Below are 16050 nucleotides of genomic sequence, written 5' to 3'. Positions count from 1 at the left end.
CCCGCAACGCATGACATGGTAGGGGAAGATCATGCCGCATATGTCCGTTGATACCGCGAGGATTACCTGGCTGCATACGCCTAACGTGAATGTGCGATGTGCAGCGCGCCGCGTAGGCATCCTGTTGTTCGAACGATTCGGCTTGCTGGGCGCGGGCATCGTGGCCGAGATGTTCCATACGGCCAACGAAATCGCCACCGCGCATGGCGGCGACGACCCACCTTACGAAGTGCAATTTCTCTCGATGGAAGGCGGCAGCATTGCCAGCTCGTCGTCCGCGCGGATGTGGACGGATGGCGTCGATGCACGCTACAACACCGGCTTCGATGTGCTGTTCGTAGCAGGCGGCTATGGCGCCAACCTGGCGGCTCGCGACGAACGCCTGCTCGGCTGGCTGCGCTCGGTGCGCTCGCGCACCCGCACCATCGAACCAATCGCCGAGGGCCGTCTGATCCTGGCCGCTGCGGGTCTCGCCGAACACGACGACATCAGACATACGAGTCCATATCTGACGCACGTCGCGAACGACAGCACGCTCAGCGAAGCGAACGACCATCATGACTCGAGCAAGAGCGCGCTGATGTCCATCAAGCGCGATCTGGGTCTCGACGTGGCCCGCAATGTCGCCGATCGCGTCATGCCCGGCATGGGCGCTGCCTTGATGCCGCGGCTCGCCGAGGGCGGCACGATGAGCGTCGGCGAAAAGATCCGCGCGGCGGCACGCTGGATGGAGGCTAACTGCGATCGACCGGTGTCGGTAGCCGATGCCGCGCATGTGGCGGCCATGAGCGAGCGTAATTTCCTGCGCCGCTTCAAGCATGAGATGCACGTTACGCCGTCCGATTACCTGTTGCAGGTTCGCTTGCGCATCGCATGCAACTTCCTTACGGAAACGGAGTTGCCCGTGGACAAGATTGCACGGCGCAGCGGCACCGGCAATGGCGACCGGCTGGCGAAAATCTTCCGCAAACGCATGGCGCTCTCACCGACGGAATACCGCGCTCGCAGCCGTACTGTTACGCAGGACTAAACACGACGGATCCGGGAATGGCGAGCGGCATCGCCGCCTGAGATCTGGGGGTGCGAACGGGGCAGGCCGCCCGTGAGCGTGGGTTGGATGCGCGTGTTCGCGCACCTCGGCCTGTCAACGAAAAGAACGCCCTATTTAGGTGTAGGAGTACTAAAAATGGAAAATGCGTACCGGGATAACGCCGACCAGGACGGCAGCACCGGCGATGGCGCGGGCAAGCTGACATTTACCGAACAGCCGTCGAGCGGTTTGAGCATTGCCCCGGTGATTCTTGCTGGCGGCTCGGGAACCCGCCTTTGGCCGCTGTCGCGCGAGAACCACCCCAAACAGTTGATCGACGTAATCGGCACGCAATCGCTGCTGCAGGACACCGTCTCGCGCATGCAAGGCTTTTCCGCGCAATGGACGGTCAGGTCTGCGCCGATCATCATCTGCGGCGAAGAGCATCGCTTCGTGACGGCCGAGCAGTTGCGCGAGAACGGCGTCGAGGCACAGCTCATCGTCGAGCCGGCGCGCCGCGACACGGCGCCGGCGTTGACGCTCGCTGCCGCACTGGCGATAGCCGACGGCGAAGACGTGATTCTGGTCGCGATGCCGGCCGATCACGCCGTGCTCGACACCGCGTCGTTCCAGCAGGCCCTCGCACGCGCCGCCGAGCATGCGCAGCGCGGCGCAATCGCCACGCTCGGCGTGCCGCCGACGCGGCCCGACACGGCATTCGGCTATATCCGCCTCGGCGCCGAGATCGAACCGGACACCTTCCGCATCGACCGTTTCGTCGAAAAACCCGCGCTCGAACTGGCCACGCAATACGTCGCCTCGGGTGCGTACTGGTGGAACAGCGGCATCTTCGTCGTGCGCGCTTCGGTATGGCTCGAACTGGTCGAACGCCTGCAACCTGCCATGGCCGAGGCTTGCCTCGCCGCGGTTGCCGGCGGCAAGACGGATGGCACGTTCTTCCGCCCGCAGGCGGAGGCGTTTGCCAAGGCGCCGTCGGATTCGATCGATTACGCCGTGATGGAGCGGCTCAATACAGCAGGACCCGAAGGCCAGCCCTTCGAGGGTGTCGTCGTGCCGCTGGTGGCGGGCTGGTCCGATCTGGGATCGTGGGACGCGGTATGGGATGCGCTCGACAAGGATGACGCCGGCAACGTCGGCCGTGGCCGCGTGGTATTCGAAGGCAGCTCCTCGTCGTACGCGCATTCGGAAGGGCGTCTGGTGGCCTGCGTAGGCATCAGCAATATCGTCGTGGTCGAAACGGCGGACGCCGTGCTGGTCGCCGACCGTTCGCACGTGCAGGAGGTCAAGGGGCTGGTCGCACGCATCAAGGCCGACCGTTCACCCGAAGCCGACGCACACCGCAAGGTGCGGCGCCCGTGGGGCTTTTACGATTCCATCGACCAGGGCGACCGCTTCCAGGTGAAGCGCATTGTGGTCGAGCCGGGCTCGCGGCTCTCGCTGCAACTGCATCACCATCGCGCGGAACACTGGGTCGTCGTGCGCGGCACGGCGATGGTCACGCGCGGCGAGGAGCGCTTTCTACTGAGCGAAAACGAGTCGACCTACATTCCGCTCGGCGTACGTCACAGGCTTGAAAACCCCGGCAAGGTGCCGCTCGAAATCATCGAAGTCCAATCAGGATCGTATCTCGGCGAAGACGATATCGTGCGGTTCGACGATACGTACGGCCGCTGCAATTGAGTCTGCGTAGTTGGCGAAACCGTTTCAATGCAGGTGGTGGGGAGAGAAAAATGATCAAGCCTGTAGCGTTGGCCGCGCGCGTGCTGGATGTCGTGCTGGTCGTTTCGGGCGCCTATTTCGCGTCCCAGATACGCTTTGATGACATTGGGCAGCGCAGCTTCTATTACGCCTTCGTCGCGTTCGCGGCTGCGTTCGCCCTCGCGCTTTTCCCCGCCTTCGGCGTCTACGAGTCATGGCGCGGCCGCTCGAAGATGGGGCTGGCCGGGCAGGTGTCGCTCGCTTGGCTGACCGTACAAACCTGCGCGCTCGTGTTGATGTTCACCCTGCACCGTAGCGACTTCGTCTCACGTCTGTGGTTTGCTTACTGGACCGCCATGACCGGCGCCCTGATGATCGCCTCGCGAATCGTCGTGCACCGCGTGCTGGCGCGTATGCGCGTGGCCGGCCTGAATCTGCGCAAGGTGGCGGTGGTGGGGCGCGGCTCGCATGCGGCGGAACTGGTGCGCAAGATCGACGGCTGCACGGCAGCGGGCTTTCGTACCGCGGCGGTGCTCGACGTGTTGCACGATGGCCCGGCGCTCAGCAACGTGATTCCGACGGTGCCCGCCTTCGACGATCTGCACACCTTCACCGACTATATCCGCGCGCAGGACGTCCATGAGTTGTGGCTGGCCTTGCCGCTATCCGAAGAACACACGATCTACGAGTGTGTGAAGGAGCTGCGTGAAGACCTCGTCAACATCCGCTTCATGCCCGATCTGCGCAGCGTCGCGATGTTCGAGAGTTCGATGATCGATCTGCTCGGCGTGCCGGCCATCAACCTGGTCGCCTCGCCGCTCTCGCAGACCTCCGAACTGCAAAAGGAGATGTTCGATCGCGTGTTCGCCGCCGTCGCGCTGATTTCGCTCGCGCCGCTGCTGCTTGGCATTGCGATCGCGGTCAAGCTGTCCTCGCGTGGCCCCGTTCTGTTCAGGCAGAAACGCAAGGGCGCCGACGGCCGCGTCTTCACGATCTACAAGTTCCGCTCCATGCGGCTGCACACGGAAAAGCCCGGAGCGCTGCGTCAGGCGACCCGTCACGACGAGCGCATCACCCGGGTGGGCGCGTTCCTGCGCCGCACCAGTCTCGACGAGCTGCCGCAATTCTTCAACGTGCTACGCGGCGATATGTCGGTCGTCGGACCGCGCCCGCACGCCCTTGAGCATGACGATCTGTATCAGAAGGTGGTGGCCGGCTACATCCAGCGTTACCGGATCAAGCCGGGCATCACGGGATGGGCGCAGATCAATGGCTATCGCGGCGAGACCGATCGGATCGAAAAAATGGAGCGGCGTGTGGAGCATGACCTGTACTACCTCGGTAACTGGTCCTTTGGGTTGGACATGCGCATCATCGCGGCAACGATCGTCAAAGGCCTGGTACATAACAATGCATATTGACGCGGTGAGGGAGACTGAAATGAGTCAAATAAAAAGCGCGACGTATAGGGTTGGTGTCAGGCACACGGCAATTGAGCGTGCGCGTCTGTTCGGCATCATGGCGGCCGTTGCGATGCTGGCAGCGTGCTCGGTTGTACCCGGCCAGCGCATGGTGCAGCCACCAAGCCTGCCGGTTAGCAATACTGACGATGGCAAAGCCACTGGTTCACAAGAGATTCCGATCACCGATATCACGCTCGCAACCATCCAGCAGGAGCATCAGGCTATGGTGAGCGGCGACGGCAATGATCTGACGCCGCTGTTAGGTACCGTCGGACCCTACAAGATCGGCCCCGGCGACGTGTTGCAGATTACCGTCTGGGATCACCCGGAACTGGCGGCCGCGCTCGGTCAGCCGGTCGCACCCTCGCGTCCCTCGGATGCCGCGCTGGGCTTTCTGGTCGATCACGAAGGCAACCTGCAGTTTCCGTATGTCGGCACGCTGCATGTAGCCGGCCAAAGCGCGGAGCAGGTGCAACGCAGGATTACTACCGACCTTGGCAAGGTAATGGTCAAGCCTCAGGTCACGGTGCGCATTGCATCGTTCCGCGCGTCGCAGGTCTACATCGACGGCGAGGTGCGCGCGCCCGGCTCGCAAACCATCAACGACATTCCGATGACGTTGACCGAAGCGATCAGCCGCGCGGGCGGCTTTGCGCCGACCGCCGACCAGGGCCATGTGGTGATCGTGCGCGATGACAAGACCTACTACATCAATGTCTCGCAGATGCTGCACAACAACCAGAACCCCTCGAAGATCGTGCTGCAGAACGGCGATCTGCTGCGGGTCGAGGCGCGTGAAGACTACGGCGTCTACGTGATGGGCGAAGTCAACAAGCCCGCAACGGTGTTGCCGATGAAGAACGGCAAGCTCTCGCTCGGCGAGGCGATCTCGCAGGCAGGCAGCCTGAATTCCACCACCGCGGCCGCGAAGGAACTCTACGTGATTCGCGGCGGCCCCGGAATCAAGCCGCAGGTCTGGCATCTCGACGCTACTTCGCCGGTCTCGATGCTGCTCGCGAACCAGTTCGATCTGGAGCCGAAAGACGTAGTGTATGTGGACGCGGGCGGGCTGGTGCGCTTTAACCGTGTGCTGAACCTGTTGTTGCCGTTGGTCAACGCAGGACTGACCGCGGCAATCGTGACGAAGTAAGCCGTAGCCGGGCACGTTGGGGCAAGAACGTACCCGGCGCGGCACGCCGATTCAACGTAATTGTTGTGCGGGATTGATGACACTATGGCTACCAATTTTGAAAACCGATATGTCGATGTCCAGACCGCCGACGAGCTGCGTCTGTCTGACTATCTGACCGTCATTTCGCAGCACTGGCGGATGATCCTCGTGGTGACGCTATCGGCGCTGCTGATCGGCACCACGGTGGCGTTCGTGCAGACGCCGGTGTACCGCGCGGACGCAATGATCCAGGTGGACACCGCGAACGACGGCAACGGCGGCAATGCCAACGGCAACAAGGACGCATTGCAGACCATGGCGTCGATCTTCGACACCAAGGCGGTGACCTCGGCACAGATCGAGTTGCTCCGCTCGCGGCTCGTGATCGACGAGACGGTGCGCAAGCTCCATCTCGACATCACCGCGGCGCCGCATCATTTCCCCGTGATCGGCAAGATGTTGGCGCGCTGGCGCAGCAGCGACGGCCTTGCTCCGCCGCTGTTCGGCATGCCGCAGTACGGATGGGGCGGCGAGCAGATCACGGTCTCGTTGTTCGACACGCCTAAGGACATGTACGACAAGCCGTTTGCGCTGACCGTACTGCCGGACGACTCGTATGTGGTGACCGACGAAAGCGGCGCCGAAGTGTTGCGTGCGCGGACCGGACAGCTCGCGGTCGGCACCACTTCGCGCGGCCCTGTGCGGCTGCAGATCGACCAGTTGATCGCACGTCCCGGCACGCAATTCAGTCTGAGCCGCGCGTCGACGCTCGATACGGTCAACAAACTGCAGAAAGAGCTCAACGTCATAGAGACGACCGTGCAGTCGGGCATCATCGCGGTGACGCTCGAAGGCGCCGATAGCGAACTGACGGCGGCGATCGTCAATAACATCGCTCGCCAGTACGTGCAGCAGGACATCGACCGCAAGTCGGCCGAGGCCGAGCATACGCTGGCGTTTCTCGACCAGCAGTTGCCGCAGTTGCGCACCGAACTCGATCAGGCCGAACAGCGCTACAACACCTTCCGCAACAAGGAGGGTACGGTCGATCTGAGCGAGGAAAGCCGGCTGCTGCTGCAACAGATCGTCGAGAACAAGACCAAGCTCGTGGACCTGCAGCAACAGCGCGCCGAACTGGCCACGCGCTTTACCGCAGCGCACCCCGCGGTGGCCGCGCTCGACGCGCAGATCGCCCAGTTGCAAAGCGTGCAGGGCGGCTTGACGCATAACGTGTCGACGCTGCCGGACACAGAGCAAACCGCGCTGCGGATGTTGCGCGACGTCCGCGTCGACACCGAGCTGTACACCAACCTGCTTAACAGCGCGCAGCAGTTGCGTATCGTCAAGGCAGGCCAGGTGGGCAACGTGCGCGTAGTCGACTATGCGGAGCCTGCTGACGATCCAGTGCGCCCGCAACGCGCCTTGCTGATCCTGATCAGCACCGGCCTGGGCCTCGTCCTCGGCATCCTCGCGGCATTCACGCGCAAGACGCTGTATGGCGGCGTGCAGAACACCACGGAAATCGAATCGCTGCTCGGCGTGCCGGTGTGCGCGGTAGTGCCGCGCAGCAACCTGCAGATTCGCGTGCAGCGCAATGTCGGCTTGCGTCGCGCCGGTGTGCACGTGCTCGCCGCCCAGGCGCCGGACGACGTCGCCGTGGAAGGCGTGCGCAGCCTGCGCACCACGTTGCAGTACGCGCTAACCTCGGCACGCAATAACGTCGTCATGCTGACCGGCTCGCGGCCGGATGCCGGCAAATCGTTCATGTCGGTCAACCTGTCTGCGCTGGTGGCTTCGGCACACAAGCGGGTGCTGCTGATCGACGGCGATATGCGGCGGGGCGATATCCACAAGCATTTTGGCTTGCCGCATACCCCGGGTCTCGCGGACGTACTGAATGGCGCAGATATTCAGGAGTGCGTGCTGCGCGACGTGCTGCCCGGCCTTGACGTCCTCACCAAGGGCGGTTTGCCGGGCAATCCATCCGAGCTGCTGATGAGCGACCGCTTCCGGACTCTGCTCGAACATTTCGGGCGGGTCTACGACCTGGTGATCGTCGATACGCCGCCGGTGCTGGCCGTGACCGACGCCGCGCTGATCGGCAAGCACGCGGGCACGACGCTGATGGTGGTGCGCCACGGCCGCCATCCGCCGACGGAAATCTCCGAAGCGCTTAAACGCCTTGTCAATGCAGGCGTCAACCTGCACGGCGTGCTGTTGACCGATGTGCCGCCGCCGAAGCTCAACCTGGGTGGCTACACCGGCTATTACGGATACGAAAGCCGCGCGGATTGACGCTGCGCGGGCGTCACAGATCGTGCGGTCAGGCTAGACGATTTCTACGCGCGCGCGGTGGGCCGCCGCACGTGCAGCACTGTAGTCAAACGTTTCGACGAGGGGAACACAATGGATCGTAAGGTCGCTTTGATAACCGGCGTAACAGGCCAGGACGGCTCGTATCTTGCCGATCTGCTGCTCGCCAAAGGCTACGATGTGCACGGTATCAAGCGGCGCACGTCGCTGTTCAATACCGATCGGATCGATCACCTGATGTGCGATCCGCACGTGGCCGACCGGCATTTCTTTTTGCATCACGGCGATCTGACCGATTCGTCGAGTATGGTCCGCATCATCCAGCGTGTGCAGCCCGACGAAATCTACAACCTCGCCGCGCAGAGCCACGTTGCGGTGTCGTTCGAGGAACCGGAGTACACCGCCAATGCGGACGGCCTCGGCACGTTGCGGATTCTGGAGGCGATGCGCATTCTCGGACTCGAGAAAAAGACCCGCTTCTATCAGGCGTCTACCTCGGAACTGTACGGGCTCGTGCGGGAAACGCCGCAGAAAGAGACCACGCCGTTCTATCCACGCAGCCCGTACGCCGTGGCAAAGCTGTACGCGTACTGGATCACCGTCAACTATCGCGAAGCGTATGGCATGTATGCCTGCAACGGCATCCTGTTCAACCACGAGTCACCGGTGCGCGGCGAAACCTTCGTGACGCGCAAGATCACTCGTGCGCTCGCACGGGTCGCGGTGGGCCTGCAGGACGACATGTACCTCGGCAACCTGTCCGCCATGCGCGACTGGGGCCATGCGCGCGACTACGTCGAGATGCAATGGCTGATGCTGCAGCAGGAGGAACCCGAAGACTTCGTGATCGCCACCGGCCAGCAGTACAGCGTGCGCGAGTTCGTCCAGGCCGCAGCCGCCGAGTTGGGCGTGATGGTGCGCTTCGAAGGCCAGGGCGTGGATGAAGTCGGCATCGTGGACAGAGTGGAGGGCAAAGAAACACGCCTTTCGCCAGGTCACGTGCTGGTGCGGGTCGATCCGCGCTACTTCCGTCCGACCGAAGTGCAGACGCTGCTCGGCGATCCGTCGAAGGCGCACGCCAAAATGGGTTGGAGACCGACCACGCCCTTCCTGACACTCGTCAAGGAAATGGTGCGATCGGACTTCCAGATTGCGCGTCGCGACGCGCTGGTGACGCTGGCCGGTTTCAAGGCCCTCGAACATCACGAATAACATCGAGAGTGACGGTTATGGACAAGAGCGCACGCATCTTCGTGGCCGGCCATCGGGGTATGGTCGGCTCGGCACTGGTACGCCGTCTGCAGGAAGACGGCTACACGGACATTTTGACGAGAACGCACACCGAGCTGGATCTGCTCGATCAGAAGGCGGTGCAGCGCTTTTTCGCCGCTGAACACGTGGATGTCGTCCTGCTGGCGGCAGCGCGCGTGGGCGGCATTCTTGCGAACGCCACGCAGCCGGCTGACTTCATCTATCAGAATCTCGCCATCGAAACCAACGTGATTCACGCCGCCTATCAGGCAGGCGTGACGCGGCTCGTATTCTTCGGTTCGTCTTGCATCTATCCGAAGAACTGCCCGCAACCGATCGAAGAAGAATATCTGCTGAGCTCACCGCTCGAAGCGACCAATGAGCCTTATGCGATTGCCAAGATCGCCGGCCTCAAGCTGTGCGAGGCGTACAACCGCCAGTACGGCACGAAGTTCGTCGCGCTGATGCCGACCAATCTGTACGGCCCGAACGACAACTACGACCTGCGCAGCAGTCACGTTCTGCCGGCTCTGATCCGTAAGGCACACGAAGCAAAACTGCACGGCGACAGCGTGCTGACCGTGTGGGGTACCGGGACGCCCCGTCGCGAGTTTCTGCATGTCGACGACCTGGCGGCAGCCACCGAGTTCGTGCTCGATCGCGAAGTGGCCGACGGATTGTTGAACGTCGGCATGGGCGATGACCTGTCGATCCGCGAGGTGGCGCAGCAGGTGGCCGAGACGGTCGGCTTCGACGGCGAGATTGTTTTCGACACCTCGAAACCCGACGGCACGCCGCGCAAACTGCTCGATGTGTCACGTCTTGCACGTATGGGCTGGCGGGCGAGCATTGGCTTGCATGAAGGAATCGAGGCGACCTATCGGGACTTCGTTACGCGCTTCGGCGCGGCCACGCTTTCCGAAGGGACGGTGTGACATGGCAACGGGTTCGGTCACGATCTTTCATAACGTGGTCTGGTCGCGCCACAAGGCTGTCGTTTTCTCGGCACTGCATACGATCTCGGCGGCAAGCCCGATCAAGTATTCGATCGTTCAGATTTCCGAGACCGAACACTTCCGGCTCGGCTTTTCCGAGGTCGATTATTCATACCACCGCTATCCGATGCGCACGCTGTTCAACGGCTGCTACGAGGACGTGCCGACGTGGCGCATGATGTACCGTCTCACGATGGAAGTCCTGCGCACGCCGGCCGATCTCGTGGTGCTGCCCGGCTACCATCGGCCCGAGTACTGGGCGATGCTGCTCGCCTGCATTGCGACCGGCAAGCGCCGCGCCGTGTTCTGCGACTCCACCGGGCGAGATCGGCCGCGCCGCCTGCTGACGTCGATCCCGAAGCGAGTGTTTTTCTCCTTGTGCGACGGCTATTTCGGTTTTGGCGAGCGCAGCCGCGAATATCTGATGTCACTCGGCGCGAAACGTGAACGTATCTTCGTGCCGTGTCAGGCGGCGGCGTTACCGTGGTCCTTCGTGCCCGAGCGCGCGCTCGACGAGCGTCTGCATGCGCGCCGCAATCAGGACCCGGTGTTCCTGTTCGTTGGCCGGCTTTCGCAGGAGAAGGGCGTCGACGCATTGCTCGATGCGTTTGCCGCGATTCGCCAGCGCATTCCGCAAGCAAAGTTACGCATCGTCGGCACCGGCCCGCAGGGCGAGCAGTTGCAGAATCGGGTGAACGAAAGCGGACTCGGCGAGGCCGTGTGCTTCGTCGGTAGTCTGCAGGACGAAGGGTTGTCGCGCGAATATTTCGGCGCATCGTGCCTGGTGCTGCCGAGCTTCAGCGAGCCGTGGGGTCTTGTCGTGAATGAAGCGCTCAGTCATGGCTGTCCGGTGGTGGTCAGCGACAACTGCGGCTGCGTGCCCGAACTCGTGATCGACGCCGTGACGGGGTACGCGTTCCGCTCCGGCGACGGCGCGTCGCTGCATCGCACGATGCTGAAGGCCCTCGAGGCGTTTGCGGATACGGAGAAAACCGCGCGCGCCTGCATGGACGTCATCCAGCGCTTCGATCCACCGAATGCGGCATCGAACATTGCACGAGGCTGCGCGGTGATGCTCGCAAGCTAGCTTGACGAGGCCGTGGTTGAAAAAATTGACACGCAGGCGCCGGCGCGCGCCGCGTGATGTGCCGAATGGGGATGGGTATGAAAATACTGATTGTTGGGCTCAACTACGCGCCAGAGCTCACCGGAGTCGGCAAATATACCGCCGAGATGGCGGAAGCGCTGGTCTCCGAAGGTCATGAGGTGCGGGTCGTCTGCGGGCCGCCGTACTACCCGCAGTGGCGCGTCGCCGAAAGCTTCAGCGCCTGGCGCTATCGCCGCGAAATGCGCAACGGGGTGCGGGTGCAGCGGGTACCGCTGTGGGTGCCGGCAAGGCCCACCGGCGTTGCGCGTCTCCTGCATCTGGCAAGCTATTCGCTGACGTCGCTGCCGGTGCTAGCGGCGCAGCTCGTGTGGCGTCCCGAGGTTGTGATGAGCATTGCGCCGAGTCTCATGAGCGCGCCTGCCGCCTGGCTCGTGGCACGTTTGAGCGGCGCGCGCGCGTGGCTTCACATTCAGGACTACGAGGTAGACGCGGCGTTCGATCTCGGACTCATTCAGGGCTCGCGTGCCCGGCGTGTCGCGCTTGCAATCGAGCGCTGGCTGTTGACGCGCTTCGACGTCGTGTCGAGTCTCTCCACCAGGATGGTTGAGCGCGCCGTCCTCAAGGGAGTCGATCCGCTCAACGCGTACTGTTTGCCGAACTGGGTCGATACCCGCGCCATCGTTCCCCTCGTGCACGCCCGCTATTACCGCGAGCTGCTCGGACTCGAGAAGCGCAGTTTGCCGCAGACGGTGATTCTGTATGCCGGCAACATGGGATCGAAGCAAGGGCTTGAAGTGCTGGCCGAAGCTGCGGTTCAACTTGCGGAGCGCACGGACATCAGTTTCGTGTTTTGCGGCAACGGGCCGGCGCGAGCGATGCTCGAAGCGCGTTGCACGGACCTGCCGAACTGCAGTTTTATGGCTTTGCAGCCTGCGCGTCAGTTGAACCAGTTGCTCAATCTCGCCGACATTCACGTGCTGCCGCAACGCGGCGGCGCTGCGGATCTGGTGATGCCATCGAAGCTCAACGGCATGCTGGCGAGCGGCCGCGCGATTGTCGCGATGGCATGCCCAGGTACCGAGCTCCATGACGTCGTGGCGCCGCGCGGAGTGGTTGTGCCGCCCGAGAACGTCGGCGCGCTGGTTGAAGCAATCGTGACGCTGGCCGCCGATCCGGCACGTCGTGCAGCGCTCGGTGCAGCGGGACGCGAATATGCCGAACGCGCATTGTCGAGCACAAGCGTGTTCGGTGCGTTGAACAGGAAACTACTGGAGTTGTGTGGACGGGATAGCGCGGTGGCAGGCGGCGCTGAGGGCGCTGGTCCTGGCGGTGTCGTGCGAGGCCCGAACACGGGCAACGGTCTGGTACAGGAGAAGTTGGCGGCTGCACCGCTGGAGCCGACCCAGGTCGACTGAGCGTGATCGCCGCGCTGGACGCGCGGCTTTTACCAGGGCGACTTGTAGATTTCGCGTTGACCGGCACCGGCTGCTGCACGGCCGCCATAGAGCTGTTGTGTCGCCTTGCTGCTGCCGTAGAGCTGCTGTGCGGCGATATTCGGATCCTCGCTCAACACGCCTGTGGCGACGCCACGGCCCGCAGTGGCAGCATTGCCGCCAGCCTTGAGTCCTGGGTTGCCGGCGTTTGCGGTGCGCAGGGCAACACCGCCGGGCTGAGGCGTGCCGGGGGTGGCGAGCATATGTTCGACCGGCGTGACGCCACGGCCTTGCGGATTGGCCGCCGTAGCAGGAACGTTTTGCTGCTGGTCGTCGTCAAGCGTCTGGGCGCGGTAGACCTCGCCATACGCAGTCGGGCCGCCCAGCAGCGAGGCATCGTTAGTGCCAGGTGCAAACGCGGCCCGGTCGCCAGCGCGATTCGCAGCGGCAGCTGCGCCTGCTGCTTCGGCAGCAGGGGCGTTGCCGTAGGTTGCAAGCGACTGGCCATAGCTCGCAACGCAGGTTGCAGTGCTGGCCAGTGCGAGGGAGAAGGAGAGCGTGATGCGCAGGGCACGAGGTTTCATGGCAAGGCGTCCGGGGTACTACAGGTTGGCGGCACGCGCTATCGCGCTGCGTCATGCTAATGGTAGTGTCAACCGCGCAACGTCCCTAATAAGATGCCAGTCCAAAGCCGACAAAGCCTGTGCGCATCAAGCCAATCGTCGCTAGCAAGAACGAAACCTTGCGAGGACTGTGCCAATTTATTACGTAATGCTACAAGGCGAAATAGTGTCTGGCAGCGACGATGGACGAAGGTCCACATCGAGGTAGCAGCATGCAAGTGGAGCGCAATACTCAGATGAAACGCGACGAACTCAACGAACTCGATGCAGCGAGGGAATGGCAGGCGGATGCCGCAAAGGCGACGCCGGCGCTTTGCCCGGTCATCGATCTCAGCCTCGCGGGCAAGGGCAATTATGTGCGGCAGGTGAGCCGCCTGACCGAAGCGTTGTGGTTCGTGGTGGAAGCGTGCGTCATCAACAACAAGCTGGTGCCGTTCTCGGCGTTGCGCGTCACACTGTTGCGCTGGTTCGGCGCGAAGATCGGCCCCAACTGCCGCTTCGTGCATCCACTACGCATCAAGGCGCCTTGGAATCTCGAGGTCGGTGCGAACTCGTGGTTCGGCGTCGATGCGTGGATCTATAACCAGGCACTGATCCGCATCGGCTCGAACGTGTGCATCTCGCAGGGCGTTTTTCTCACCGCCGGTTCACACGATTACGCCACCAACATGGATCTGCGCGTGGCGCCGATCGTGATTGAAGACGGCGCGTGGATAGCGTCTAAATGCGTCGTGCAGATGGGCGTGACGATCGGCCGTTCTGCGCTCGTGACGCCGCTTTCGGTGGTGCATCGATCGCTGGCGGCCAACGGTGTCTATGGAGGCAATCCGGCGCGATTTATCAAGCAGCGGTTTGCGCCACAACGCGTGCAGTAATGCGTGATAGCGCACACCGTTGTTCGCAATCCGCATGAAAGATAGATGGCAGTACTTGGCGTATTCGGGACCGTTCATCCCGGGCGACAGCAGACCGTATCGAGCGGCATGTCGACAGCAGTGCAGAGGTGCCTGAACACGTACCACTGAATGTCGCCGCGGGCCAGGTGGCGGCATGGCAAGTGCGTGTACCGCAAAGGTCCTCGGCAGTGCTCAGGAACATTGGGTGGCACGGCGTGGAGTGCCGGTACGGCGGCTGCACAAGAATCACGGGAGCGGGGATGTTCATCGACAGCCGGGGTGTGGAAGAGCGGTCGGTCATTAGGACCACCGTTTGCATAATCGGAGCAGGCGTAGCCGGTATTACGTTCGCGCTCGAAATGAGCAAGCTCGGCATCGACACATGCCTGCTCGAGAGCGGCGGTTACAAGGCCGACGACGAAACACGCGACCTGTATCGCGGCGAGAACGTCGGCATTCCCTATACGTTCGCGGATGGCAGCCGCAGCCGCTTTCTCGGCGGCAGCAGCAATTGCTGGGGTGGCTGGTGCCGCCCGCTCGATCCCTGGGACTTCGAAAAGCGTGATTGGGTCAAAGACAGCGGCTGGCCGTTCGGGCTCGAGGAACTGAAACCCTATTACGCGGCGACGCATGGCTTGCTCAAGCTCGGGCCGCAGAATTTCGATCCGGCGTTTTGGGAGAGCTCGATCAACCGTTCCGATGTGCGCCGGCATCCGCTGCCGAGCGGCAACGTACGCGACACGATCTCGCAATTCAGCCCGCCGGTGCGCTTCGGCAAACTGTACCGCGGCGAATTGCAGAAGTCGCACCATGTGCGCGTCTTCCTTAACGCCAACGTGCTCGACATCGACACGGATACCCAGGCGCAGAACGTTTCGCGCGTGCAGGTCGTCACGCTGAGCGGGCGCCACTTCGTGGTGACTGCAAAGATCTTCATTCTGGCTACGGGCGGCATCGAGAATGCGCGCCTGCTGCTGGCGGCCAACAAGGTGCAGGCGGCGGGCCTCGGCAACGGTCACGATCTGGTGGGCCGCTATTTCATGGACCATCCGCGTATCATGTCGGGCAGCATTCGCTTCAATCCGGCGTGGGCGCGCAACAAGCTCTACGACATCAAGTATCACTACCAGAACGACGCGGTGAAGGCTCACGGCCAGCATATCTCGTCGCAGTTCGCGCTGACCCAGGAGGTGCTCGAACGCGAGAAGCTGCTCAACGCGCGCGTGTGGTTCTATTCGATGTTCTATGGTGAGAACACCGATGGTGCTGAAGCGCTGATCCGCTGCAAGCAGGCCTTGCTGAAAAAGGACCAGCCGGGCTGGAGCCTGCGCCGCGATATCGCCACGATGGCGTTGCATCCGGTCGAGGCTGGCTGCTTTGGCGCGGCGCGCCTGTTTCAGCCGCGCGCGCTGATCACCGACGTGAAGTTCCAGACCATCGTGGAGGCAGAACCGAATCGCGATAGCCGCGTGACCTTGTCGACGCAGCGCGATCGTCTCGGCATGCAGCGTGTGAAAGTGGACTGGCAGTTGACGGAACTGGTGAAGCGCACCTTCGACCGCACCAACGCATTGCTCGCACAGGAGATGCAACTGGGCGGGGTGGCGAGCGTCTCGCTCGATGCGCCGCTCGAAGGGCGGCCATGGCCGGAACAGATTGAAGGCACATGGCACCACATGGGGACCACCCGTATGCACGATTCGCCGCGCCAGGGTGTAGTGGATCGCGATTGCAAGGTGCATGGCATTGCCAATCTGTACGTAGCCGGCAGTTCGGTGTTTCCGACCGTGGGCGCAAATTTCCCGACCATCACGATTGTGGCCCTGACGTTGCGGCTCGCCGAACACGTGGCGCACGCGCTCAAGGGCCGCGAGCCCGGGCTGCAGGCGAACCTCGCTACGCTGACGCAAGCGCCGGCAGCAGGTGGGGAACTGGTGGGTGAGAAATTGCCGTTCGCAGCCGAGGTGCGGCCGTTGGGCGAGGACCTGCTGTTTCTGGCGAAGAAGTGAGAAAAAGCGCGGGCGCCCGGAGTTGGGGCGCGCGTGGGG

The 16050-nt window shown here is 62.8% G+C and carries 12 protein-coding genes; 11 read left to right on the top strand and 1 reads right to left on the bottom strand.

All coding sequences use genetic code 11. The features are described from left to right. Positions 1 to 31 precede the first annotated feature (31 nt). From P3T24_RS15505 to P3T24_RS15465, 9 genes are all read left to right on the top strand, one after another. Positions 32 to 1030, top strand: a complete 999-nt coding sequence (locus P3T24_RS15505) for a GlxA family transcriptional regulator (protein WP_074265098.1) — start codon at positions 32 to 34, stop codon at positions 1028 to 1030. A gap of 156 nt (positions 1031 to 1186) precedes the next feature. Next, positions 1187 to 2731 (top strand): mannose-1-phosphate guanylyltransferase/mannose-6-phosphate isomerase, encoded by a 1545-nt coding sequence (locus P3T24_RS15500; RefSeq protein WP_429435808.1) that lies wholly within the window; start codon positions 1187 to 1189, stop codon positions 2729 to 2731. A gap of 50 nt (positions 2732 to 2781) precedes the next feature. Next, the gene (locus P3T24_RS15495) at positions 2782 to 4170 is read left to right on the top strand and encodes an undecaprenyl-phosphate glucose phosphotransferase (RefSeq protein ID WP_074265097.1); all 1389 of its coding nucleotides are present in this window, start codon (positions 2782 to 2784) and stop codon (positions 4168 to 4170) included. Between the two features lie 19 nt (positions 4171 to 4189). Continuing rightward, on the top strand, positions 4190 to 5362 hold the full coding sequence (locus P3T24_RS15490) for a polysaccharide biosynthesis/export family protein (RefSeq protein ID WP_429435804.1): 1173 nt from the start codon (positions 4190 to 4192) through the stop codon (positions 5360 to 5362). An 84-nt stretch (positions 5363 to 5446) separates the two neighbouring features. After that, positions 5447 to 7678, top strand: a complete 2232-nt coding sequence (locus P3T24_RS15485) for a polysaccharide biosynthesis tyrosine autokinase (protein WP_429407643.1) — start codon at positions 5447 to 5449, stop codon at positions 7676 to 7678. 111 nt (positions 7679 to 7789) lie between these two features. After that, entirely contained in the window at positions 7790 to 8908 is a 1119-nt protein-coding gene (gene gmd, locus P3T24_RS15480) for a GDP-mannose 4,6-dehydratase (RefSeq protein ID WP_074265095.1), read from the top strand. A 17-nt stretch (positions 8909 to 8925) separates the two neighbouring features. Next, entirely contained in the window at positions 8926 to 9882 is a 957-nt protein-coding gene (locus P3T24_RS15475; RefSeq protein WP_429435801.1) for a GDP-L-fucose synthase family protein, read from the top strand. Between the two features lies 1 nt (position 9883). Further along, positions 9884 to 11029 (top strand): glycosyltransferase family 4 protein, encoded by a 1146-nt coding sequence (locus tag P3T24_RS15470; protein WP_074265093.1) that lies wholly within the window; start codon positions 9884 to 9886, stop codon positions 11027 to 11029. Between the two features lie 77 nt (positions 11030 to 11106). Further along, positions 11107 to 12465, top strand: a complete 1359-nt coding sequence (locus tag P3T24_RS15465; RefSeq protein ID WP_429435798.1) for a glycosyltransferase WbuB — start codon at positions 11107 to 11109, stop codon at positions 12463 to 12465. A 29-nt stretch (positions 12466 to 12494) separates the two neighbouring features. Here the strand turns inward: P3T24_RS15465 and P3T24_RS15460 are convergent, their stop codons facing one another. Beyond that, positions 12495 to 13067: a hypothetical protein gene (locus P3T24_RS15460; RefSeq protein ID WP_429435795.1), complete on the bottom strand. Its 573-nt coding sequence runs from the start codon at positions 13065 to 13067 to the stop codon at positions 12495 to 12497. Between the two features lie 275 nt (positions 13068 to 13342). Between P3T24_RS15460 and P3T24_RS15455 the strand changes: the two genes are divergently transcribed. Further along, the gene (locus P3T24_RS15455; protein ID WP_074266118.1) at positions 13343 to 13981 is read left to right on the top strand and encodes a putative colanic acid biosynthesis acetyltransferase; all 639 of its coding nucleotides are present in this window, start codon (positions 13343 to 13345) and stop codon (positions 13979 to 13981) included. Positions 13982 to 14262: 281 nt separating this feature from the next. Next, a complete protein-coding gene (locus P3T24_RS15450) occupies positions 14263 to 16011 on the top strand; it encodes an FAD-dependent oxidoreductase (RefSeq protein ID WP_429435792.1) in 1749 nt (582 codons plus the stop codon). The last annotated feature ends 39 nt before the right edge of the window (positions 16012 to 16050 follow it).

Origin of the sequence: Paraburkholderia sp. GAS33 (assembly GCF_050436645.1) — a bacterium.
Lineage (GTDB): Bacteria > Pseudomonadota > Gammaproteobacteria > Burkholderiales > Burkholderiaceae > Paraburkholderia > Paraburkholderia phenazinium_B.
This window is presented reverse-complemented; position numbering and strand designations above follow the sequence as displayed.

What these genes read in the sequence shown, in the direction of transcription:
- P3T24_RS15505 (WP_074265098.1), top strand. Translation starts at nt 32, where the DNA reads ATGCCGCATATGTCCGTTGATACCGCGAGGATTACCTGGCTGCATACG.
- P3T24_RS15500 (WP_429435808.1), top strand. Translation starts at nt 1,187, where the DNA reads ATGGAAAATGCGTACCGGGATAACGCCGACCAGGACGGCAGCACCGGC.
- P3T24_RS15495 (WP_074265097.1), top strand. Translation starts at nt 2,782, where the DNA reads ATGATCAAGCCTGTAGCGTTGGCCGCGCGCGTGCTGGATGTCGTGCTG.
- P3T24_RS15490 (WP_429435804.1), top strand. Translation starts at nt 4,190, where the DNA reads ATGAGTCAAATAAAAAGCGCGACGTATAGGGTTGGTGTCAGGCACACG.
- P3T24_RS15485 (WP_429407643.1), top strand. Translation starts at nt 5,447, where the DNA reads ATGGCTACCAATTTTGAAAACCGATATGTCGATGTCCAGACCGCCGAC.
- gmd (WP_074265095.1), top strand. Translation starts at nt 7,790, where the DNA reads ATGGATCGTAAGGTCGCTTTGATAACCGGCGTAACAGGCCAGGACGGC.
- P3T24_RS15475 (WP_429435801.1), top strand. Translation starts at nt 8,926, where the DNA reads ATGGACAAGAGCGCACGCATCTTCGTGGCCGGCCATCGGGGTATGGTC.
- P3T24_RS15470 (WP_074265093.1), top strand. Translation starts at nt 9,884, where the DNA reads ATGGCAACGGGTTCGGTCACGATCTTTCATAACGTGGTCTGGTCGCGC.
- P3T24_RS15465 (WP_429435798.1), top strand. Translation starts at nt 11,107, where the DNA reads ATGAAAATACTGATTGTTGGGCTCAACTACGCGCCAGAGCTCACCGGA.
- P3T24_RS15460 (WP_429435795.1), bottom strand. Translation starts at nt 13,067, where the DNA reads ATGAAACCTCGTGCCCTGCGCATCACGCTCTCCTTCTCCCTCGCACTG.
- P3T24_RS15455 (WP_074266118.1), top strand. Translation starts at nt 13,343, where the DNA reads ATGAAACGCGACGAACTCAACGAACTCGATGCAGCGAGGGAATGGCAG.
- P3T24_RS15450 (WP_429435792.1), top strand. Translation starts at nt 14,263, where the DNA reads ATGTTCATCGACAGCCGGGGTGTGGAAGAGCGGTCGGTCATTAGGACC.